The sequence below is a fragment of the Thermogemmatispora sp. genome, from assembly GCF_042408735.1.
Classification (GTDB): Bacteria; Chloroflexota; Ktedonobacteria; order Ktedonobacterales; family Ktedonobacteraceae; genus Thermogemmatispora.
Map to the genome: position 1 here is coordinate 68,610 of NZ_JBHOQV010000198.1, position 22,448 is coordinate 91,057.

The window sequence follows — 22,448 nt, forward strand, 5'->3', positions numbered from 1 at the left end:
GTAACTCCATGAACGGTGATGTTCATGGAAGTGCAATAGTACAAGCCGCGTTAGCGATGGCAGAGCATTTGCACAATTGTGGCCCTGAAGGCTACGATCAGTGCTATGATTCTGGTTTCCCTCGGGCCGCCTTGCTCTACTGGCAGCAGATCTGCCCAGGGTGCGCTGCGTGGGCCAATGGAAATCTCCAATGCGTTATGTTCGTGGCAGCGGCATATGCGCTGGGGGGTGACCCTCTAGAAACCATCTCGAATGCTGTTGATTTCTGGCCCAATTACCAGCGTCCTGAGATGCGTGCTAAAGGATGGGTTGAGATCCCTAACGGGACGGGCTTGCCTTTGCCCGGTGACATGGTAGTGATGGCTTCTCCCTTCTTTGGGGGCGTAGGACATATAGCGGTTGTCACAGCCGTAACGCCGCCACTGGGAGGGCGTGATGGACAACTCACTTTCGCTCAGGCAAACGGGCCAGGCCCGCTCAATACCTTCCCTCTTCCACCCGATCTTCAGCTTCACACATGGCCAGGTTACACGGTGCTAGGTTATATCAGGCATCTGCGCCCTGGCTTGGTCTTGCCGTCCCTGCCTCGCTCTCCCTACGTCGCTGTAGCTTATGAAAGCGCGCTGCAAGCTGGAATTAACCCTGTCATCTTTCTAAAGCAAATCGAGCAGGAAAGTGGTTTTAACCCGCTGGCTCGCTCGCCTGCAGGAGCCGAGGGAATTGCGCAGCTTTTGCCATCAACGGCTCAGGCCCTGGGGGTTGATCCCTGGAATCCCGCCCAGGCGCTTCAGGGAGCTGCACGCCTCATGGCTCAATACCTCCATCGATATGGAGGGGACTACGCGAAGGCCTTGGCGGCCTATAACGCAGGTTCAGGCGCAGTCGATGCAGCACTGGCATATCCAAACTGGCTTGACCATCTCCCTGATGAAACTCGCCGATATGTCCTCGCTATTCTCTCCTAGGTGAGGAGAAAGGAGGAGTTATGTTTCCTGAGATCACTACTTGGTCTAATAATCTTGCCGCGCTTGTCCACGCCCTGGGATTGGGGCTATTCGTTGTCGTCATGGGAATAGTGGGAATGATCTTCATGACCTCGTTCGGTAGCGAGCGGCGCAATATGCTTGCAAAGACCGCAGCTATCATGGCTGCAATTGGCCTCGGGTTCATCATTGCAGCCGGTGCGATTCAAGCAATCATCAGTCGCATTCTGGGAGGGTGAAGAGCGATGAAGCTTTACAGACAAAGGGTCCCAATCCATCTAGAGGTAAAAGACCATGTGATCTTTGGCCTCACTGCACGCCAATGCCTCCTGATCGGTTCAGGACTGGCAGCAGGCTATCTTACCTTCCTCAACACCGCTGGCTGGGGGCTTTTCTTGAATGTGCTGCTCTCAGTTCTGCCGGCTGGTCTTGGAGCACTTGCAGCATTCTTTCAACCCCTTTCTAGGGGGCTGGAAGAATGGGCCATTATCTGGCTCGTCTTTGCAAGCCAACCCAGGCGCTACCTAGTTTGCGCCTTGCCAGAGCAGTGGGGCCTTTGTGAAGAGCAGGCTCTGCAAGACCTTGTTCACGCTTCAGCTCATGGGGAGGAAGAAGAGCTATGCTGAGCTTCCCTTTTCAGAAACCTGGTAACCTTCTTGACTTTATCCGCCTCGCTGAAGTAGCAGATCAGATGCTCTGTTTCAGAAGCGATAAGAATAACTACGATTATGTGTCTGTGTTAGAAGTTAAGCCTATAAATTTCTCTTTAATGTCATCTGAGGAGCAGATTGCAATTTTGGAAGGGTTCCGCGCTTTCCTGAGCCGGCTCTCCTTCCCTATCATGATCCATATTCGTCTTGAGCCGTATGACCTTAGCACCTATCTTCGGCAGTTCGCAACACCTGCAGAGGAAATGAAGCAACTGTCTGAAGACCATGTTCGCTTTGTACAGAGCCTTGCTGCAAAGCGGACGTTGGTCCAACGCCACTTCTACCTGCTGGTCCCGGCAGAGCATGACAAGAGAGGCAAGACCTTGCCAGTGGAGCGGACACAGCTAGCAGCCAGCCAGCTTGATCTTCGCTGCACAGCCCTGCTAGAGGATCTCGGGCGTATGGGACTCCAGGCGAGGAGACTGCTCTCAAGGGAAGAGCTGGTTCGCTATTATCATTCCTGCCTGCATGCTGAGGCTGCAAGGCGCTATCCACTCAGCTCCCAAGCGATCGAAGCTGCAGGACGCCCAATCGTACCTAAGCTCCCAGCATTCTGGGAACGTTTGGGAGCTATGGAGGCTACTCGGAGCACAAATCAGCGCTCCTCTGAGCAGTCTCCTGTTCAGGATCACCTGGGCTTTGTCCAGCTCTGCGAGATAGTGGCTCCCAGTTACCTGGAAGTTCACCTGGATCACCTACGGGTTCATCAGTGTGACCTTGATGAGTTCATCAGAAGCTATGCCGTTATTGGCTATCCTCACGAAGTATATGGAGGCTGGCTTGATAGACTCATTCAGATCGATGAGATGGTTGATATCTGTCTCTACATCAAGCCAATCGACTCCAGCGCCTTCGTATCGCGACTCACACGTCAGCTTACGGGATATCGGGCCACTCAACTGTTGGAAGCCCGGCGAGGGCGTGCGCATGATCCTTACATTGCTGCTGCAGCCAAAGAAGTAGAGGATCTTCGGGAGAAACTGGTGAATCAGGAAGAGCGCGTCTTTCGTGTCGGCCTCTATCTCCTGGTGCGAGCCCAGGCAAGGCGTCAATTGGAAGAGCGAGCGAGCCGGCTTCTCTCTGTTCTCCATGCCCTGGATCTGCGAGCGACACCTTTGGTGATGGAGCAAATCGCCGGCTGGCAGCTAGGCTTACCGAGCGGTGTCCTTAGCTCACCGCTGAGGACTAAGGTCCTGACGACGGGAGCCTTGACTACAGCATTCCCTTTTTCCAGCCCAGGCCTGATGATGGAAGGGGGGACCCTGCGGGGCTTAGCCCCAAATGGCTCCCTGGTCATCATCGACCCGTTTAGCTCGGAGCTAGAAAATGGACATGAGGTGAAATTTGCTACGAGTGGAGCTGGGAAGTCTTACGATGAGAAAGTCAATGTGGTGAGAAATCTCCTCCTTGGGCGGGAGATTATCGTTGTTGATCCCGAAGATGAGTATCGCCTCCTATGCAACAGGGTGGGGGGAAGCATGGTTCGTCTTTCTGATGGAGCACTCCAGTTGAATCCGTTTGAACTCCCCTACCCAATCGAAAGCAACGATCGGAACATCCTTGAAGAAAAAATACAATCACTCCTGGTACTCTTCGATCTGCTGCTTGCTGACAGGGGAGGGAGCCTTTCACAGCGAGAAAAGGGTTACCTCGCCAGATGCATTGCAAGGCTCTATGCGGAAGCAGGCATCTCCTACGATCCGAGTACTTACTGTCATCCTGCTCCCTCGATGTGGGACTTGTATGAACTCATCAAACAAGGTGCCTGTGGCGCAGACCACTTTGAAATAGTTGACCGGCTTCATCGCTTTTTGAGCGCTTTTCCGCGCACAGGGGAAGCATCTCAGATCCAGCTTGGCAAGTCTCTCATGGTATTCAGCATCCGTGACTTGAATGCTGAGCTGCGCCCTGTCGGGCTGTTTTTGGTTACCGACTTCGTGTGGACACAGCTTCGCCGGGAGCGCCATCCTCGCCAGCGCATGCTGATTATCGATGAAGCCTGGGCTTTGCTCCAGTTCCCTCAAGGAGGGCAATTTCTCGCCAACCTCGTGCGGCGAGCAAGGAAGTATAACCTTGTCGTGCGGACAATATCCCAGGATGTGGAAGATTTCTTAACTTCAGATCACGGAAGAACTATCCTCAAGAATTCTGCAATAAAGATGCTTATGAAGCAAGACGCCACCGCGGTTGATTTAGTTTGTCAAACCCTCAAGCTCAGCGAGGGAGAACGGAGGTATCTCCTTGGAGCAGCTAAAGGAGAAGGACTTCTCCTTGTGCGGAACAGCCACATTCCTCTGAAGGTCCTTGCCTCTCAGGAGGAACACAAAGTTGCTATCTCGTCACCGCGTGAGATCCAGGCCCTGGAGCAGCAACAGGAGACTAGCTATGGAGATGCATCGCCTCAACATCTGGATTCCCGCTGATCTTGCTTTCTACCTCAAAGAGCGAGCAAGGCAGGAACGAAAACCGGTCAATCAGCTCGTAGCTGATCTCATCAGGAAGGAGAGAATGGGGGGCCTCCATGACTCGCTCCAACCGCTTGTCACAACCGCTTGTCTGGAGGCTCTGAATCAAGCGAGGAGCCTGCTTGAGCTGCAAAGCAGGCTCCTCGCTCTCCAAGACTTCCTGACGGAAATGAAGCTACGCCAGGAGCGCGGATATGACCGGCTTGCAGCGCTCGTCATCCGAGCGATTCGTGAGGGTGGGCTAGCCCGCCGGCTAGCGTATGCCACCCTCGCAAAAGATGACCCGGATTTCGCGCTTGATGCTTACAACGACGCGAAGGCTAAGGTGGGAAAGGACCTTGCCAGCCGCTTCAGTGAGGAGGACTCAGTATAGGATGATCGTCGTGGCAACTGGATTTGTAAAGGGGAAAGCTGTGCAAGCGAAGCTGAAAAGTCACTTAAAGTATCTAGTGTACCGACCCCGCTCACCAGAGGAAAAACGAATAGATCGCTCCCTCTTCTCTAAGGACCGCAGTAGTGTCCCTATCAAAGAGGCGTATGAGGAGATTCTCCAACACCAATCAGAGGTAGGTTTTCACAAGCTGGTTCTCTCGCCGTCGTGTGAGGAATACATTAGTGATTGGCAACAGTGGACTCGCGCCGTTATGAGTGAATGGGAAACATACAAGCATCAGTCGCTTCACTGGTATGCAACTATCCATCGCAATACTGACAATCCTCACGTTCATGTAGTGGTAGCTGGCAGTGGAGAGGATTCTGCAGGAAGAGCAAAGGCGGTAAGGGTATCGAGACAGGATCTGAGCTTTCTGAAGACATGCGCTCATGAACATAGTACTTCCGATCTCAGTGTCCGGGAACAAACCATCGCTCGACAGATCCTCAAGGAGCTGGAACAAGAAGAGGCAGAGATGCAGGCCTTTACTAGGCAGATCCGAGAGAAAAGAAAGACGTCGCGGGAGGTGGGACGATGAAAACCTGGCTACTGGCTTTCCTTGCACTGTTCACGGTAGCATTGATTGCCATCTGGCAATTGGGACTGCTGGATCTTGCCTATCGTAGTGCTCTGCTCTCTCTTGCCTTCCTCACCGTGTACCTACCTGACTGGGGAAGGCAGTCGCTAGGAGTAGCCTGGGCGCAATGGTGGAACATCGGGCTGCCAGCTCGGTGGGTAGCCTATGAAAGCGATCCCACCCTGCAAAGAAGGACGCAGGAGCTAGCTCTCCTCATGAGCTTTGCCCTTGTGGCCCTTCTCCTTCAGCTTCCCTGGCGATCAGGAAGGATGCTGAGGACCTCTAGGGTGCATGGCTCTGCTCACTGGGCGACGCTCTGGGAGGCTCGTTCTCTTGTGGCTTACCTCCCGTGGACGCGCAAAGCCCGTCGAGAGAGCCAGCTCCCACTAGGATACCGGGGATGGGTCAAACTGACCTTGAAAGAGCGGCAGCTAGAGAGGCACGTTATTGTCATTGGTCCCACAGGAGCAGGCAAGACAGCAGGGCTGATCATTCCGGCACTTCTGTCGGAGCGTGGTCAACGCTCCCTTTTCATCATTGATCCTAAAAGCGAGCTGGTCAGACTGACAGCGGGAGTGATTTCCCAGCGTATGACGGTTTGGGTGTTTGCCCCTACCGCTTCTTTGAGCCACCGATACAACCCACTGGCCTGGATCTCCTCAATGGAGGATGCAGAGACGTTTGCTCTCTGCTGGGTACAGAATACAGGCCTGAGCAATGACCCGTTTTGGGATCGCTGTGCCTACCTCATGATCACCGCGGCGGTGCTTCACTTGCGACATAGCACTCCAGAGGTGCCACCCCTTGCAAGCCTTGTAGACCTGCTCTGCGGTTCCTCTTTTGAAGAACTGCAAAAAACTCTTCTTACAAGCCCTTCTGCTAACGCTCGTGCTATAGTAAGAACATTTTTAAAGAGTCTGGAGCTGAGTGAGAAAACCGCTGCAGGAGTAATGACTGATCTTGCCAGTCGGTTCTTTTGGCTCTCCGACCCTCGGCTTCGTACCCTCACTGCAAGCAATGACCTTGATTTTGTAGCTATGACTGAGCGGAACATTGCTCTCTATATGAGCATTCCCGCTACCGAGGCAGAGCGATTGCAGCCTCTTTCCGCCTGCCTTCTGACGCAAATGTTCGCTACTATATTGAAACAAGCTAGTAAACAAGCGAGTGGGAAACTGCCGAGGGGCGTCACCTGCTATCTCGATGAGTTTGCCAACGCAGGGAAAGTGCCACACATCGGGCAGTATGTCACAATGCTGCGCTCAACTGGGGTAGGGCTATTCATCACCGTCCAGAACTTTGCCCACTTAGACAGTCTCTATGGAAAGGAGATCCGTGAAACTATCCTCGCCAATGCTGCGACCCATATCATTCTCCCTGGGGTTGGGCATGAAGAAGCAAAGGTCTATGCTGAGAGAATTGGTCAAACTACTGCCATTGCGAGAAGCGTGAGCCGTGGCAGCTCCTCTGACAGTGAGGGAGAACAGGAAATAGGCAGGTGGCTGATTCTGCCAGCAGAACTGCGGACAATGAAGGAAGCTATCTGCTTCTCGGAGGGACTACCACCAATACGAGTAAGGCTGAGGCCTTACTATCGCAGTCGCCTTAAGCGGCTAGCTGGTTGGCCTTTCCCTTCTTTACAAGCCTCCATGACTGGAGTATCTCCTGATGGGTCCATGTCTCATCAAGAGTCCCTGCCGGAGCCGTCTTCTCAGGTCTCTCCAGAAGTGGACAGGCGCTTTTCACCAGACTAGAAGGTTCCTGGCAGATCTCCATGACTGCCTATCATGGAGATCTGCCAGGAAAGTTGCCTATGCAGGCGCAATCAACGTTTCATCAGTTGACGGACGAGGGCAAGAAGCTGGGTTTGATCACAATAGCCAATCTGTATAGCTCGTCTTGACGATCGATCCATCCAGGGTGGCCATAAAGACGCCAATGGCAAGAATAACAAAAACGAGCCATTTGTTGGTCTCGATGATAGACGCCGACTGACCATGCTGGCTCCCATTTGAGTTGCCGGCAGGCGATGGGCGTAGCTCCACTGCGGGAAGAGCAATGTTTCGCCCTACCTGCCTCTTCCACTCGTCACCATGAGCCTTGCGCTCTCCCTCCTCGTAGGGCCGGCTCGTCTTCTCCTCATCTGCCGTACGTAGTTCTGATAGTCGGGGATCTTGATGCTGCATTATCCTTCCTGTTCCACTTACTCCCAATAGATACAAAAATCAAAAACTATGTATATAATTTGAATAGAAGAGCGAAGCGCTCTCCTGATCTCTGGATCGGTGATAGTGTGGATAGTCTGTGAGAAGAGGTCGTGTGGCAAGGCACTCGCATCCACAGAAGAGATCTCTTTGCCTGTTCCATAGACTCTGGGGCGCTGTGGTTGCGAGACACTCTCTTCATATCCTATCTACGTAAAACAACTCTGAGAGAAGGAGGCATTCCTCAGACCGTTCCTCTGGTGGCTCTTGGGGGCAAAAACTGTCCTTTTGGACAGGTTGTCATGGAGAGCCGGGATCGGCCTCTGGCAAGGCTCAGCTTTCTCCGATGGTCCGAACGTGCTATCATAGGTTTCGGCTCTGATGGCAGGCGCAGGTGCGCCAGATACTCTTGATGCCCCTGCTGATAGCAACAGAGGATGAGGAGCCTGCCAGCCACTTAAGGGTTAAAACCTGCCAGCCGCTTAAGAATATAAATAAAAAGAGAAAAAGAATAGGAATGGGTTGATGAGCAATGCAAGATGATCCATCGGCTTTCGAGAATCGACAGCCGGCAGAGGAAGAGGTTCGGGAGCGAGACGGCCTTTCTTATCGGATCAGCGACTACGACTACGAGCTGCCGCCGGAGCTAATCGCCCAGCGGCCAATAGAGCCGCGCGATGCCTCGCGCTTGCTCGTGGTCCATCGGGCCACGGGGACCCTGGAGCACCGCCACTTTCGCGATATTGGCGACTATCTGCGGGCGGGCGATCTGCTGATCGCCAACCAGAGCCGCGTGATCCCTGCGCGTCTGCTTGGCAGGCGTGAGAAGACCGGCGGAGCGGTTGAGGTGCTGCTGCTGGCCCAGCGGGCCGACCTGGGCGCGGACACCTGGGAGGCTCTGGTCAGGCCCGGGCGGCGTCTGCGCGAAGGGGCGCGCATCCTCTTCGGCGAAGATCGGATGGCTGGGCTGCCGCCGCGCCTGCAGGGCGAGGTGCTGGGTCGTACCGAGGCGGGGGGCCGTTTTATCCGCTTCGAGCTGACACCTGAGTTCCTGGCTCTCCATGCTCAGGCTCAGAGCGAGCCGCCGGCGGTTGCCCGGCTTATCGAGGAGATAGGGCGCATGCCTTTGCCGCCCTATATTCATGAGCCGCTGACGAATCCTGAGCGCTATCAGACCGTCTACGCGCGCATTGCTGGTTCGGCGGCGGCCCCAACGGCTGGACTCCATTTCACGCCGGAGCTGCTCGAGCGTCTGCGGACCCAGGGAGTGCGCGTCGGCTTTGTGACCCTGCATGTCGGCCTCGATACCTTCCGCCCGGTCGATGTCGAGGATGTGCGCGACCACAAGATGCACAGCGAGGAGATCGATATCGACGAGGCCACAGCCGAGCTGGTCAATGAGACGCGACGGACGGGTGGAAGAGTGGTTGCCGTGGGTACGACCTCGGTGCGCGTGCTGGAGAGCGTTGCCAGCCTCTTCGGTGGCCAGGTGCGGGCCTATCATGGCCATACCAGCCTCTTCATTACTCCCGGCTATCGTTTTAAGGTGGTGGATGCCCTGATCACCAATTTCCATTTGCCGCGCTCGACGCTGATTCTCCTGGTCAGCGCCTTCGCTGGCAAGGCCCTCATTGAAAAAGCCTATCAGGAGGCTATTCGTGAGCGGTATCGCTTCTACAGCTTTGGGGATGCGATGCTCCTGATTTAGCCTCTAGCGGCCCGGCTGATTATCTGACCGGCTGGCTGGCTGGCTAGTCGATTTGTTCAGGCTTCCAGCAGGGCGCGCGCGTAGTGGGCGTAGAGGCCCGGATTGGCCCAGCGCAGGGGAGAAAGCAGCGGCAAGGGGAGTCCGTGCATCAGGGCCTCGCGGAAAGCCTGGTGGGCCTCGCTCTCTCGTCCCAGGGTAGCCCAGATGACGGCCTGCCAGAAGAAGACTCCCCAGTGCTCATCGGTCCCGAGGGCAGCCTGGGCTCCCCTGAGAGCGGCCTGGGCCACCTCCTGCTCGCCGCGTATCCAGGCGCTGACCGCCTGGCAGAGCAGGGCTACTGGCTGCTCTGGCGCCGTGCGAGCCAGGGCCTCCAGGCGCCCGGCCAGGCGCGCATCGGGGCGCTCTTCGCAGAGCATCACCCAGCAGGCCAGCCAACCGTGGTCGATATGCATTGGGTTGAGGGTGGTAGCCCGCTGGCAGTCCTGGCGCGCTCGCGCCAGATTCTGCAGGTAGAGGAAAGCCAGGGCGCGGTAGTGATAGGCGCAGGCGAAATTGGGGCGGGCTTGCAGCACACTGTTGAGGTCAGCTATGGCCCGGCGCGGTTCGCGCAGCTGCAAGTAGACTAAGGCTCGCTGGAAAACAAGCGAGGCCTCGTGAGGACTATGCTCCAAGGCCCGACAGTAGTCATGAAGGGCCGCGCGGTGATCTTTGAGCCGCAGATAGAGAGCGGCCCGCTCTGGATAAATGGCGGCGGCCAGTTGCGGACCAAGTTCCAGAGCCTGCGTGTAGCTCACCAGGGCCTGCTGATACGCCGCCAGGCGTGAGCAGGCGCGCCCACGCAAATAATGAGCCTCGGCCAGTGCCGGCTCAAGATGAAGGGCTGCTTCGCAGTCGCTCAGGGCCTGCTGATACTGGCCAGCCTGATAGCAGGCTTCTCCGCGCCGTAGATAGAGGGTGGCCTCTCCGCCAGCGAGGGCCAGTGCGCGGCTGTACAGCTCGATGGCTCGCTGAGGCTGGCCCCGGCGCAGATACATGCTGCCTCGCTGCGCCAGCGCGGCAGCCTCGACCCTGGGTTCTGGCCTCTCGTCTTGAACCTGCCTTCTGGGGCTGGTCGGCAGATCTGGCCCCTCTCCTTGCAAAAACGGGGCAATATGCAGGAAGCGATAGATAAGGTGATAAACCGGTATTATACTTGAAAATGTTACGAAGATACCTAGGTCGGTAAACATGCTGGATGGGTTCATATGGGCCGCTCCCGATCAGCATTGGCTCTCTCTTGTCTTTCATATATTATTGTAGGTAACATGGCAACAGAGGATGGGGGAGAGAGACGGTGTTATCAAAGATTGACGATCATGGAGAGAGTGAGCGGAAAGGCGCTGGGAGCTGCTGGACAGCCTCGGCCGGGCGAGGCTCGGGCGTCAGCCCATTGACCTTGAGAGAGAAGGCGCTGGCCGGCTGATCTATGCTGAGGGGGTAACGGCGCCGCTCTAGCCGTGCGGCCCGCCTGCGGCAGAGCGTGCTACCGTCCATCAAGAGAGTCAAGAGGTCCAGCGAGCGAAACTGCGCAGACGCTCCTTGCCCTGCAGTCCCGGTGGTCTCGCCTCCCGGTCGTTGCGGGCCATGGACTTGCAGGCCAGGAGGTCGATTATCATCTCAGCGATGGCCGATCATCATCGCCAATCTCTGCCTCAGGCAGGCTCCTCGTGGTCGCTGGCCGCCTCTTCTTCCTGTTCGTGGGCTTCGGGCGGCGGACTGGTGCGAGGCAGATAAAAGCTAAAGACGGAGCCTTCGCCGGGCACGCTGCGCTCCAGCCAGAGCTTGCCCCCCATCGCCTCGATAAAGCGGCGACAGATGTAGAGTCCCAGACCGGACCCTCGCACGGGCGTTGTCAGCGTCCGAGAGGCGCGAACGAACTTCTCGAAGATCTTGTGCTGCTCTTCGGGCAGAATGCCTTCACCCTGGTCGCAGACGCTCACCACCGCCACTGGTAGATCGGCCCCTTTCTCAATCAGGGCCTCGTGATCGACCTGTTCTTCGGGGAGCGGCACCTCGCCGAGCGTCATCTCGCGCACGCGGATCTCGATCTGGCTCTCTGGCGGGGAGTATTTGGCGGCGTTGTCGAGCAGGTTGGTCAGGACCTGGCGCAGCAGTTGAGGATCGCAGTGGAGCCAGATACCCTCTGGGACGTTGACCAGGATCTCCTGCTCGATGTTGATGCTCAGGATGCTGACTGCCATCTGCACGGCGGTGCGCAGCTCGACAGGGCCAGGATGCAGCTCCAGCTTGCGCCCCAGGGCGTCCATGTTGGCGGCCTCGGTCATGTTGGCTACCAGGGCGCTGAGCTGTTGAGCGGAGGCGGCAATCTTGCTGGCAAAGCGCAGGATCTGCTGGGGCGTGGCGCGCGCGCTTTGGCGCTTGAGCAGGGAGGCGTAGCCGCTGATGGCGCTCAGTGGCGTGCGTAGCTCATGGGAGGCGGTCACAATAAACTCGTCCTTGAGCGTGTTCATGCGCTGCAGCTCGGCATTGGCCTCCTGGATCTGCTCGAAAAGCTGGGCGTTGCGGATGGCGCTGGCGGCCTGGCCGCAGAGTGCCAGCAGCATGCCGATCTCTTCAGGCTGAAAGACGCGGTCCTGACGCGGCGTGTGTAGGGCCAACAGGCCGATTAGCTCGGTCTGGTACTGGACCGGAATCATGAGCATGCGCTGAATCTGGGTCTCGCGCAGGAAGATCGCTCCCCCCTCGCTGGCCGTTTGGGCTAACTCCTCAGCCAGGCCGGCATCCAGGTAGAAGAAGGCCCCTTCGCTCGCCATCCGCTCCAAGAGAGACCCCTTGAAGGGCAGGCGAATCATTTCGATCAAGGCCCGCTCCTTCTCGCTGTCGGCCTGCATGAAGGAAAGCGCCTCGTTGCTGGCCCCTTTGTGGCTGCGGGCGTAGATGGCCTGAGCGATTAGCTCCTGGCCGTCAGGCGCTAACTGGAAGAAGACGCTGATCTCCGCTTCGACAAGATTGGCCACGGCGCGTACGAAGTTGTCGAGCATCTCGCGCAAGTTGAGCACGAGGCTAATGGACTGGAGGGCGCTGTTCATGGCTGCCAGCGACTCTTCGCGCTGCCGGGCCTTGCGCAGCAGGCGCCGTGAGCGCTCGTAGAGGCGGGCATTCTCGATGCCGACGGTGATGATCTGGACCATGGTCTCCAGTACCTGGATATCCTCGTGCCGGTAGGCATTGGGCTGCGCGCTGGCCAGGCTGACCGAGCCGATGACGCGGTTGAACATTTTCATGGGCAGGAGCAGAAACGACTCGGCCTGGCGCTGATCGCCCCAGACCCCCTGGAGCAGCTCGTCGTATTCATGCTGGCGCAGATGGGCGGGACTGAGCAGCAGGGTTCGCTTCTCCTCCTGGGTGACGCGCCACCACTGTCGGCGGGTGCGCGGTTCGACCGATTCGGTGGGCAGGCCCTCAACGGGCTTGCCATCGCGTACAGCATAGACATCGTAGATCATGCGCGTATCGCGATCGTAGAGGGTGACCAGCATGGCCGAGACGTCGACGATACGCCGCGTGAACTGATAGACCTGCTCGAGCAGGTAGGCCAGATTGACGGTCGAGGGGAAGATGGCGCTGAGCTGCTGCAGCGACTGCAAGTGCTCGCTGGTGCGACGCTGGATCTGGCGCAGGCGGTGGTTCTCCAGATAGAGGGCCATGCGCTCGGTGAAAGTGTGGATCTCCTGGCGCTGTTTGAGGTCGAAGCCAGGCGAGGGGACCAGCTTGTAGAGGACCACGACCCCTAAGACCTGGGGCTGGGCCGTCGGACGCTGGCCGCTCTCTTCGTGAGCGAGCACCGGCTCTTGAATGGGGGCGGCGAAATACCAGTAGGGTCTCAGGTCGAGGGAGAGCGGCGTCTTGCGCTGTCCATGGAAGGCATAGATATAGCTTTCATGCTCCATGATACAAGAGCGGTTCTCACGCCAGGTGTAGCCGATCAGGTCCTGGCCTGGTGCGTAGCGGCTGCCCACTGGGAAAAGGCTTCCTGGCAGCGGGGGCACGTCTTCCAGCTCGTCCTGAGCCCCGGGGGTGCGCTTCAGGCGCCCCACGGCTGAGGAGGAAGGATCTTGCAGGTTGATAGTTGTTCGCCTGCCGACGCGATGAACACCCTCGGCGCCGCTCTGGCCCAGGCCAGGCAGGCCCCCTGCGCCACCGTTGCGCAGGCGCACATGGAGCCTGATCACCATCTGTCCCGGCAAAGCGTCGTACAGTGCCAGGCAGGCCCCTTGAGCAGCGAAATGCACCATCATTTGGTGAACTAGCTGCTTCAGGGTAGCTAGTGGATAAGCCTCGTTGCGTTCTGGCTCCGGCTCCCCCCAGATTGCTGTCGGCATGGGTTGTTCTCCTGTTTCGGCTCCAGAGGCGCGCGGGCAAGGCGGAGCGCGGGCCGACGAACTGCGCGCCCGCCCGCTCGCCGCCGCTGAGAAGCTCTGCTGTGCTCGTGCTCGTCCTGTCGCGAGACAGGATATCACAAGCTGCGTTCGTTGTCATTAGGCTGGGGCCTCTGAGGGAGCCGGGAGGCTGGGCTGGAGGAGCGGATCGACCCGCTCCGACTGCCGCTGGCGGCCAAGGGGTCAGATGCTGCTGACCACCATCGCCTGCCGGCGCAGGCTCCAGACGGCCAGGAGGCAGAAGAGCAAGGTGGTTCCGCCCACGATGCCCATGTCGGTCAACATGAGACTGGCTGGGGCCTGGCTGGTCAGCGCCTTGTAGATGCCATCGGCCAGGTAGTAGATCGGAATGGCCTTGATGATAGTCATGAAGGACTGGCCCCCAACCAACTGTTCCAGCGGCCCGACGAAAAGCGCCGGTACAATGAAGAAAAAGGTGATGATCCCCTGGGCCGCCCCCGCGGCCGAGACTGTGTTGAACAGACAGCCGAGGAGCAGACCAAGAGCATTGGTGAGGCAGGCCCCGATCAGTAGGAAGAGCAACAGCCAGGGCAGGTTGCCGGTGAAGCCTTGCATGATGAGGAAGACGATGGTCAGCAGCAGGACCTGATAGGCCAGGCCAAGCAGGAGCTTGCCAGCAATGATGTCGCCAAAGGAGAGCGGTGAAACCAGCAACATCCGCAGGGTCTTCTTTTCCTTCTCTTCGATGATCAGGCCCGGCACGATGCCCGTGGCGTTCATGATGGTCATGACAAGCACATACATGATGAAAAAGGCTTTGCTGTTCTCGCTGAAGGTGTTCGGCTGAGGTGGATTAATGGTGCTGGTGAGGACGGCAAGCGGTGGCTCGGGGTTGACAACCTGACGCCCATAGTCGATCAGGGCCTGGGTGAGCAGGGCGCGCTGGCTCGTACCGAGGTTATCGCCGTTGATGAAGAGCTGTAGCTGCGGGTGGCGGCCTGCGCGCAGGTCGCTCTCAAAGTTGGGAGGGACGATCAGGCCGAGGGCATAGGCCGACTGCTTATGCGTCCCATCAGGACCAAAAGCTGTCTCAACCTCAGCGGCACTCGCTGCGTGCGTGATCGTGGATCCAGAGAAGGCGGCGCTGACGAGGCGCTCAACCGGCGAGTGGGCCGGGTTGTAGATAAGCAGGCGCGTTGGTGCTCCACTGATGAGGCTGTTGATGAAGCTGAAGAGTACGGCCATGAAGATGGGCAGGAGCAGCACCACCAGGGCCGCTTTGTTCTGCACAGTGTCGATGAGGTCCTTGCGGGCAATGGCCAGGATGCTGCGCAGATGCATGGTCCTAATCCTTTCTTCTTCTCTTCTGGCTGAAAGAGGCAAGCTCGATCGATTTGATGGGCCTCCATCCCTCAGATACTGGCTGGCGCCAGTGAAGGAGGAAGGCGACTGTTCAAGAGAGCGCTACACCAGCGAGCTGGAAGAAGACCTCTTCCAGGCTGGCCTCCTTTGTATGGAGGGCGCGCACTCTTCCTTCGCTCAGCCAGCACGCCAGTTGTTGCTGGTCCTGGGCATCGTCTAGCTTGAGGATGACGTCATGCAGGCGCTGGCTTTGACCGTCTGGCTCTTCTAGAGTGACCTGCAGCAGACGCTTGCCATGCCTCAGTTTCAAATGGCGCGGGCTATCGTTGGCGACCAGACGCCCGTTGACGATGAAGGCAACGCGCTGGCAAAGCTGGTCGGCCTCTTCCATCAGGTGGGTGGTGAGCAGGATTGTCATGCCTTCCTCGCTCAGACGCTGCACTACCTGACGCACGGTATGGGCCGAGATGGGATCAAGGCCACGGCCCGGCTCGTCAAGGAAAAGCACGGCGGGCCGATGGAGCAAAGCACGGGCGATGAGGAGGCGCTGCTTGAGTCCCTGAGAGAACTTCCCTACCGGCTCACTGGCCCGGTCGCGCAGATCGACTAAGGTGAGCACTTCGTCGATACGCTTTTCGGGCAGGCCGTAGAGCCAGCAGGAGAAGCGCAGGTTGGTGCGGGCGGAAAGCCGTTCATACAGGTTCTGCTCCTCGAAAACGACGCCGATGCGCTGCTTGAAGCGGAGACGGTCGCGGGTGACATCGCAGCCGGCCACGCGGGCCCACCCACTATCGGGGATAATCTGCCCGCTGAGGAGGCGGATGGTGGTGGTCTTGCCGGCCCCGTTGGGGCCAAGCAGACCAAAGATCTCCCCACGCCTGACGCTGAAGCTGAGATCGGCAACGGCCTGACATTGGCCGAAAGTGCGTCGAAGCTGGTGAGTTTCGATCATCAGCTCCGGCTCAGATAACTGTCCCATATTCTCCTCTCCTTTTTATTATCTATTGACTCTATTAACTGTATTGCTGACTATCTGGTCAGGGTCTCTCGCCTGGCCGTTGGCTCTAAGCTGACTGTAGCATCTGCCAGGGCCTGGCGCTACAAAAAAAGGTTGGTTGGCGCCCTGCGAGCCTTAAGCGGCTCTTCTGACGGGTTGAGTGCTCAGCAATTGGGGCTGAGAGGAGCGAAAGCCAGGATGAGTGGAGTATCCTCTGCCGGGCAAAAGGTGTAGCCGGGTGGTCTCGACCTGCTCTTTCTATCCAGACCGGCTCTCCTATATAATGATTTGCGAGAAATGTTATTGCTCAGCTTGGCTTGATGCGGACGCGAGACGATAGCCCGCGCGCGATGAGGAGAGTGAAGCATGCAGTTAGATATTTGCCGGCTGGAGAAGACCTTTGAGGGGCGAACCGTGCTTTCTGTTCCCCATCTGCGTATTGCTGGTGGGGAAATAGTGGCACTGGTTGGTCCCTCGGGCTGTGGCAAAACCCTCTTGCTGCGCCTGCTGGCTGGCCAGCTTAAGCCCAGCGGGGGCAGCGTCATGCTGGACGGGCGCGATCTCTTGCGCGATCGTCGAGCGCGGGCCAGGGTCGCCTTGCTCTTCGCGGAGGACCTGCTCTACGAGCGTCTGAACCCACGGCAGTTTCTGGCCTTCTTTTGCTCTCTGCACGCTCTTCCCTCTCGTCGCATCGATGAGGTACTGGCGGCAGTTGGGCTGAGCGATCAGGCCCGACAACCGATCAGCCAGCTCTCGCCCTCGGCCAAACGGCGGCTCTCCTTTGCCCATCTGCAGCTGCTACAGCCGGCTCTGGCGCTGCTTGATGAACCGGTAGAGCGCGTCGATTGGGACACGGCCCAGCTCTTCTCTCGCCTGATCCAGGAACTGGCTGCCCAGGGTAGCGCTGTGCTGCTCTCTGCCAGGGATCTCGCCTGGGCCGGCAAATTCTGCACGCGCGTCGTCGAGCTGGAGGCTGGACGTGTCAGCGGCGACTATAGCTATGCGGCACACCACGCCGAGGAGGCAGGCCAGGTGCCAGAGAATCCCACCGCGCCGACCCGCTACGTCCCCTATAAGATCACCGCCCGCCGCGAAGATCGCATTATGCTCTACGATCCTGCGGAGGTTCTCTATGCCACCAGCCGCGACGGACGAACCGTTCTGCGTACCGTCTCCGGCGAAGAGGCCACCACCAATCTTACCCTGCAGGAGCTGGAGCAGCGCCTCAGCGGACGCGGTTTCTTTAAGGCTCATCGCGCCTACCTCGTAAACCTGCAGCATATCAAGGCCATCATCCAATTCACGCGCAACAGCTACACGCTCCAGCTTGATGATCCCCAGGAAAGCATGATTCCCCTCAGCAAGCAATCAGAGAAAGAGCTGCAGAGCCTGCTGGACTATTGAGGCTGATCCATAAGGTGCCACGCCGCCTGCGGTCGCCTCGAACTGGTTGCCTGTCTGACTGCCTGGTAGTCTGTCTGCCTCTGCCGGGCCGGTGGGGGGAGCGGCGGCCCGGGGTCGGGGGCAGGCGATTCGACGCTGTCAGCAAAATCTGTTATAGTGGAAGCGTCGTCAATCGTACAGGCACACCAAGCCAAGCCTCGAACCCTTGCCAAGGAGTCAACGATGACAGCAGAGCATGCCGCAGCAGCTCCTCTCAAACGCACTCCGCTCTATGAGCAGCACCGGGCCTTGGGGGCGCGCATGGTCGAATTTGGGGGCTGGGAGATGCCGCTGCAATACAGCAGCATTCTGGAGGAACATCGGGCTGTGCGTAGCCAGGCTGGCCTTTTCGACGTCAGCCACATGGGCGAGTTCCAGGTCGAAGGTCCAGAGGCCCTGCCGTTTCTCCAGTACGTAGTTCCCAACGATGTCGGGCGGCTCGCCATCAACCAGGCGCTCTATACGACCCTTTGCCTGCCCACGGGAGGCGTCATCGACGACCTGCTCATCTATCGTCTGGAGGAAGAGCGCTACATGGTCGTTGTCAACGCGGCCAATATTGCCAAAGACCTGGCCTGGCTGCGGGAGCAAGCCCGGCGCTTCAGGGACCTCCAGATCATCGATCGCTCGTCAGAGACCGCCCTGCTGGCGCTGCAGGGTCCGGCGGCCCAGGCCATTCTCCAGCCCCTGGCATCCGTTGAGCTGACGACGATCCGCTATTATCGCTGCCTGCCGGGCAGGGTCGCGGGGGAGACCTGCCTGATCTCGCGCACCGGCTATACGGGCGAGGATGGCTTTGAACTCTACTGTGAGGCGGAGACGGCCCCTCTCCTCTGGGAGCGCCTGCTGGCGGCAGGCAAAGAGCATGGCCTGCTTCCCGCTGGGCTGGGTGCACGCGATACCCTCCGCCTGGAGGCCGGCTATTGCCTCTACGGGCACGAGCTGACCGAGCAAACCAATCCTCTGGAAGCCGGCCTGGCCTGGACGGTAAAATTTGAAAAAGGTGACTTCATTGGCCGCGAGGCCCTGCTGCGGGTCCGCGAGCAGGGGCCGGCGCGCAAGCTGATGGGTCTGGAGATGCTGGAGCGCCGGGTGCCTCGGGGCGGCTATACTATCTATGATGGCAGCGATAAGAGCGGCGAAAGCGGGCACAGCGAGGGGAAGCCGCGCGCCATCGGCGTAGTGACCAGTGGGGCCCCCAGCCCGACGCTCAACAAGAGCATCGGGATGGGCTATGTTGAGGCGGCTCGTGCCCTCCCCGAGCACCTCGTGCAGGTCGAGATTGGCGATCGACGCCTGGCCGCGCGCCTCGTAACTCTGCCCTTTTATAAGCGCCGCAAGTGACGCGCTGAGCCGGCAGCAGGCAGCTCATTGCCGGGGACACAGCACGCGGGAACGCTGACCTGCACACACTGCAAGAAAGAAATGCTCTAGGAGCAAAAGGAGACAGAGGATATGGCGAGCCTGAATCATCCGGCTGACCTCAAGTACAGCAAAACCGATGAGTGGGTCCGCGTCGAGGGCGACCAGGCGACTATTGGGATCACGGACTACGCCCAGGACCAGCTCGGCGATGTCGTCTATGTCGAGATCCCCCTGGCGCCTGGTCAGCAGCTTGGCCGCGATCAGAAGTTTGGCGATATTGAGTCGGTGAAGGCTACCTCGGAGCTGGTGGCCCCGGTCAGCGGCGAAGTCCTGCAGGTCAACGAGAAGCTCAAGGATCACCCTGAGCTGGTCAACGAGCAGCCTTACGAGGAAGGCTGGATGCTGGTAGTCAAGCTGAGCAATCCAGCAGAATTGAACGATCTGATGAGCGCTGAGCAATACATTGCCTATCTCGAAGGGCGCTGACTACCCTTACTTCTATACTGGCTAGCTAACTACCTGGCCGTGGCCCGCTCCGCCTATGCCGCTACTCCGCAGCTTCTCTCCCGCCCATCTGCCGCTCACCAGCCCTCTCCCTGCCCAGGCAGCCACCGGGAGAGGCGAAGAGGGCGCGCAGCCACAGTGGCGCCGCGCGCTGGCGGGCCACATCTCTCTCAATTGGTCAGATGTCTGGATGTCCTACGCCAGCGGGCTGAGCAGCCGCTGGCTGGCGGTGGTCGCTTGGGTGAGCCAGCGAGCGTCAGATCTGACCGAGCCTGATTCCAGTTCGCCGTTCTGGAGATGAAGACTACGATGGGATACATACCGAACACGCCCCAGGAGCAGCAGGCCATGCTTGAGCGCCTGGGCTTACAATCGATGGAAGACTTATTAGAGCCAGTGCCCGAGGAGGTGCGCCTGCGCCGTCCCCTCAATTTGCCTCCAGCTCTGGCCGAGCCGGAGCTGAAGCGGCTGATGATGGAGATGGCGGCCAGAAACAAAAGCCTTGATCGGGTTATCTCTTTTCTGGGTGCTGGCACCTACGAGCATGCCGTTCCCAGTGTGGTGCCCCACCTGCAGCGTCGCTCTGAATTCGTCACCTCCTACACGCCCTATCAGCCCGAGGTCAGCCAGGGCATGCTCCAGGCCATCTACGAATTTCAGACGATGGTCTGTCAGCTCACTGGGCTGGACATCGCCAATGCTTCGCTCTATGATGGCGCCACCGCGCTGGTCGAGGCCGTCTTCATGGCCCTGGGTCCAGGAGGTCAGGGCGAGGTGCTCGTCTCGGCGGGCGTTGACCCCCAGTATCGGCGTGTCCTGCGTACCTACGGGCGGGCGCGCGGCTTCCGTGTCCGAGAAGTAGCAACGGAGAACGGCCTCACCTCGCTGGCCGCTCTCGAAGCCGCCATTGGACCGGAGACCGCCGCCGTTGCCATCCAGCAACCGAATTTCTTTGGCTGCATCGAAGATGTCAAAGCTATCGAGCCGCTGATCCACCGCCACAGTCGCGCTGTCTTCATCAGCGTCACCAGCGAGCCTGCCTCGTTCGGTCTGCTGGCCTCACCGGCGGAGTACAAGGCTGACATTGCCGTTGGCGAGCTGATGAGTTTTGGTAACCCGATGAGTTTCGGGGGACCGGCCCTTGGCTTCCTGGCGGCCCGCGAGCGCTTTCTGCGTCTGATGCCCGGGCGCCTGGTCGGACAGACCGTTGAAGAGGGGGGAGCCAAACAGACTGGCTATGTCCTGACGCTGCAGGCGCGCGAGCAGCATATTCGTCGCGAGAGGGCAACTTCCAATATCTGTACCAATCAGTCGCTGCTGGCCGTCGGCGCCACGATCTATCTGGCTGCTCTGGGGAAGGAGGGTTTGCGCGAGCTGGCCGCCCTCTGTCTGCAGAAGGCTCACTATGCTCAGCGCCAGATCGCGGCCCTGGCCGGTTTCTCGCCCGCTTTCGATAGTCCCTTCTTTGACGAATTCGTGATCCGTCTCCCTGTCCCGGCCGGTCGCCTGCAGGAGCACCTCCTGCGGTACGATATCATTGGCGGCTATGACCTGGGCCGCGACTATCCCGAGCTTGCCAATCACATGCTCTTCTGCGTGACTGAGATGCGCACTCGCGCTGATATCGACCGCCTGGTGGCGGCCCTGAAGGAGGTGGCGGCATGAGTGTGGAGCCGCTGATTTTCGAGAAAGGGGCCCCGGGACGGCGCGCCGCAACGCTGCCGGCCCTGGATGTGCCCGCCGAGCCACTGGAGAGCCTGGTGCCACCCCATCTACTGCGCCAGGACCCTGCCCCGCTGCCCGAGGTCAGCGAGATCGAGATTGTGCGTCACTATACCCACCTCTCGCAGCGCAACTTTGGGGTCGATACCGGCTTTTATCCGCTCGGCTCCTGCACGATGAAGTATAACCCCAAGTTGAATGAGGATATGGCCGCCTTGCCCGGCTTCGCCTCTCTCCATCCTCTCCAGCCCGAGAGTACCGTGCAAGGGGCTATTCAGCTACAGTACGAGCTAGAGCAGTATCTGGCCGAGATCGCCGGGATGGCTCGTGTGACGCTCCAGCCTTCTGCGGGAGCGCACGGCGAGTTGACTGGTCTGATGCTTATTAAGGCATACCACGAGCACCGCGGGGAGGGCCATCGCAATCTGGTGCTCATTCCCGACAACGCCCACGGCACTAATCCTGCCAGCGCTACCCTGGCCGGCTATCGCGCTGTCGAGATCAAGACCGATCCGGCGACCGGCGGTCTCGATATGGACCGTCTGCGCTCTGTGCTGGCCAGCCAGGGTGACCAGGTAGCGGCCATCATGCTGACCAATCCCAACACGCTCGGTATCTTTGACCGCAACGCCGTCGAGATCGCACGCCTGGTACACGAGGCCGGAGGCCAGCTCTACTACGACGGAGCCAACGCCAATGCGGTCCTCGGGATCACGCGCCCGGGCGACATGGGCTTTGATGTTGTTCATTTCAATTTACACAAGACCTGTAGCACGCCGCACGGTGGCGGTGGGCCAGGCGCCGGCCCTATTGGTGTCAAAGAGCATCTGGTCCCGTTCTTGCCGGGTCCGCTGCCAGCCAAAGACGAGCAGGGTAACTACTACTGGGCTGATCCGGGGCCGCTCTCCATTGGCAAGGTGCGCGCCAACACGGGCAACTTCGGCGTTCTTGTGCGGGCTTACGCCTACATTCGCACCTATGGGCCGGACGGCCTGCTGCGCGTCGCCCAGAGCGCCATTCTCAACGCCAACTATCTGCGTCACGAGCTGGCCAGCGACTACGAGATTGCTTTTCCTCAAGTCCGGCTCTGTCAGCACGAGTTTGTGGCCACGGCCCAGCGCCAAAAGCAAGAGAGCGGTGTCACTGCCAACGACATTGCCAAGCGCCTGCTTGACTTTGGCATGTATGCTCCAACGGTCTACTTCCCCCTGATTGTCCATGAGGCGCTGATGATCGAACCGACGGAGACCGAGACGCGCGAGACCCTTGACTACTTTGTGAGGGTCATGCGCCAGATTGCCGAGGAGGCGCGCACCAATCCCGAGATTGTCAAAACGGCCCCTCACACTACACCGGTCGGGCGGCTTGATCAGGCGCTGGCGGCGCGCCGTCCTAATCTGCGCTGGAAGCCGGGACAGGAAGCGACTCACGGTCTTGGCCAATTGTCGGGTCCGGTCAGTTAATTCTGCGCTGCGATCAGCGACCCGCCGCTGTGCTTGCATGGCGGCGGGGATCCCTGGCTGAGCTGGTTCGACCGGCAAAGCTGCCCAGGCCAGGGGATCAGAGGGAGCAAAA

General features: G+C 59.0%; 18 protein-coding genes. 13 read left to right on the forward strand and 5 right to left on the reverse strand.

Features of this window, described 5'->3' with window-relative positions; genetic code table 11:
• Positions 1-8: 8 nt before the first annotated feature.
• Genes ACFMO7_RS21185 through ACFMO7_RS21215 form a run of 7 tightly spaced genes read left to right on the forward strand, consistent with a single transcriptional unit; the run spans position 9 to position 6,922 of the window.
• Positions 9-965: a transglycosylase SLT domain-containing protein gene (locus ACFMO7_RS21185; RefSeq protein ID WP_376797471.1), complete on the forward strand. Its 957-nt coding sequence runs from the start codon at positions 9-11 to the stop codon at positions 963-965.
• 20 nt (positions 966-985) lie between these two features.
• Positions 986-1,222, forward strand: coding sequence for a hypothetical protein (locus ACFMO7_RS21190; RefSeq protein WP_376797472.1), 237 nt, complete (start codon positions 986-988; stop codon positions 1,220-1,222).
• A 6-nt stretch (positions 1,223-1,228) separates the two neighbouring features.
• Positions 1,229-1,609 (forward strand): PrgI family protein, encoded by a 381-nt coding sequence (locus ACFMO7_RS21195; protein WP_376797473.1) that lies wholly within the window; start codon positions 1,229-1,231, stop codon positions 1,607-1,609.
• Complete coding sequence (locus ACFMO7_RS21200) at positions 1,603-4,116, forward strand: VirB4 family type IV secretion system protein (RefSeq protein WP_376797474.1); 2,514 nt, start codon at positions 1,603-1,605, stop codon at positions 4,114-4,116. Before ACFMO7_RS21195 ends, ACFMO7_RS21200 begins: the two co-directional genes overlap by 7 nt.
• The gene (locus tag ACFMO7_RS21205) at positions 4,079-4,531 is read left to right on the forward strand and encodes a hypothetical protein (RefSeq protein ID WP_376797475.1); all 453 of its coding nucleotides are present in this window, start codon (positions 4,079-4,081) and stop codon (positions 4,529-4,531) included. Before ACFMO7_RS21200 ends, ACFMO7_RS21205 begins: the two co-directional genes overlap by 38 nt.
• A gap of 1 nt (position 4,532) precedes the next feature.
• A complete protein-coding gene (gene mobL / locus ACFMO7_RS21210; protein ID WP_376797476.1) occupies positions 4,533-5,129 on the forward strand; it encodes a relaxase MobL in 597 nt (198 codons plus the stop codon).
• On the forward strand, positions 5,126-6,922 hold the full coding sequence (locus ACFMO7_RS21215; RefSeq protein ID WP_376797477.1) for a type IV secretory system conjugative DNA transfer family protein: 1,797 nt from the start codon (positions 5,126-5,128) through the stop codon (positions 6,920-6,922). Before mobL ends, ACFMO7_RS21215 begins: the two co-directional genes overlap by 4 nt.
• 117 nt (positions 6,923-7,039) lie before the next feature.
• Here the strand turns inward: ACFMO7_RS21215 and ACFMO7_RS21220 are convergent, their stop codons facing one another.
• The gene (locus ACFMO7_RS21220; RefSeq protein ID WP_376797478.1) at positions 7,040-7,354 is read right to left on the reverse strand and encodes a hypothetical protein; all 315 of its coding nucleotides are present in this window, start codon (positions 7,352-7,354) and stop codon (positions 7,040-7,042) included.
• A 550-nt stretch (positions 7,355-7,904) separates the two neighbouring features.
• On the opposite strand from ACFMO7_RS21220, the gene queA reads away from it, so the two are divergent.
• On the forward strand, positions 7,905-9,080 hold the full coding sequence (gene queA, locus ACFMO7_RS21225; protein ID WP_376797479.1) for a tRNA preQ1(34) S-adenosylmethionine ribosyltransferase-isomerase QueA: 1,176 nt from the start codon (positions 7,905-7,907) through the stop codon (positions 9,078-9,080).
• Positions 9,081-9,136: 56 nt separating this feature from the next.
• Here the strand turns inward: queA and ACFMO7_RS21230 are convergent, their stop codons facing one another.
• The 4 genes from ACFMO7_RS21230 to ACFMO7_RS21245 form a co-directional block, all read right to left on the reverse strand.
• Positions 9,137-10,324 (reverse strand): tetratricopeptide repeat protein, encoded by a 1,188-nt coding sequence (locus tag ACFMO7_RS21230; protein ID WP_376797480.1) that lies wholly within the window; start codon positions 10,322-10,324, stop codon positions 9,137-9,139.
• 447 nt (positions 10,325-10,771) lie between these two features.
• The gene (locus ACFMO7_RS21235; protein WP_376797481.1) at positions 10,772-13,462 is read right to left on the reverse strand and encodes an ATP-binding protein; all 2,691 of its coding nucleotides are present in this window, start codon (positions 13,460-13,462) and stop codon (positions 10,772-10,774) included.
• Between the two features lie 240 nt (positions 13,463-13,702).
• On the reverse strand, positions 13,703-14,821 hold the full coding sequence (locus ACFMO7_RS21240) for an ABC transporter permease (protein ID WP_376797482.1): 1,119 nt from the start codon (positions 14,819-14,821) through the stop codon (positions 13,703-13,705).
• A 112-nt stretch (positions 14,822-14,933) separates the two neighbouring features.
• Positions 14,934-15,821 (reverse strand): ABC transporter ATP-binding protein, encoded by an 888-nt coding sequence (locus ACFMO7_RS21245; protein ID WP_376797483.1) that lies wholly within the window; start codon positions 15,819-15,821, stop codon positions 14,934-14,936.
• A 384-nt stretch (positions 15,822-16,205) separates the two neighbouring features.
• Between ACFMO7_RS21245 and ACFMO7_RS21250 the strand changes: the two genes are divergently transcribed.
• The 5 genes from ACFMO7_RS21250 (at position 16,206) to gcvPB (ending at position 22,336) form a co-directional block, all read left to right on the forward strand.
• Complete coding sequence (locus tag ACFMO7_RS21250; protein WP_376797484.1) at positions 16,206-17,243, forward strand: ATP-binding cassette domain-containing protein; 1,038 nt, start codon at positions 16,206-16,208, stop codon at positions 17,241-17,243.
• A gap of 222 nt (positions 17,244-17,465) precedes the next feature.
• The gene (gene gcvT, locus ACFMO7_RS21255) at positions 17,466-18,626 is read left to right on the forward strand and encodes a glycine cleavage system aminomethyltransferase GcvT (RefSeq protein WP_376797485.1); all 1,161 of its coding nucleotides are present in this window, start codon (positions 17,466-17,468) and stop codon (positions 18,624-18,626) included.
• Between the two features lie 120 nt (positions 18,627-18,746).
• Complete coding sequence (gene gcvH / locus ACFMO7_RS21260) at positions 18,747-19,133, forward strand: glycine cleavage system protein GcvH (RefSeq protein ID WP_376797499.1); 387 nt, start codon at positions 18,747-18,749, stop codon at positions 19,131-19,133.
• A gap of 327 nt (positions 19,134-19,460) precedes the next feature.
• Entirely contained in the window at positions 19,461-20,816 is a 1,356-nt protein-coding gene (gene gcvPA, locus ACFMO7_RS21265; protein WP_376797486.1) for an aminomethyl-transferring glycine dehydrogenase subunit GcvPA, read from the forward strand.
• Positions 20,813-22,336 carry an aminomethyl-transferring glycine dehydrogenase subunit GcvPB gene (gene gcvPB, locus ACFMO7_RS21270; protein ID WP_376797487.1) on the forward strand — a complete coding sequence of 508 codons (1,524 nt, stop codon included), beginning with the start codon at positions 20,813-20,815 and terminating at the stop codon, positions 22,334-22,336. Before gcvPA ends, gcvPB begins: the two co-directional genes overlap by 4 nt.
• Positions 22,337-22,448: the final 112 nt, after the last annotated feature.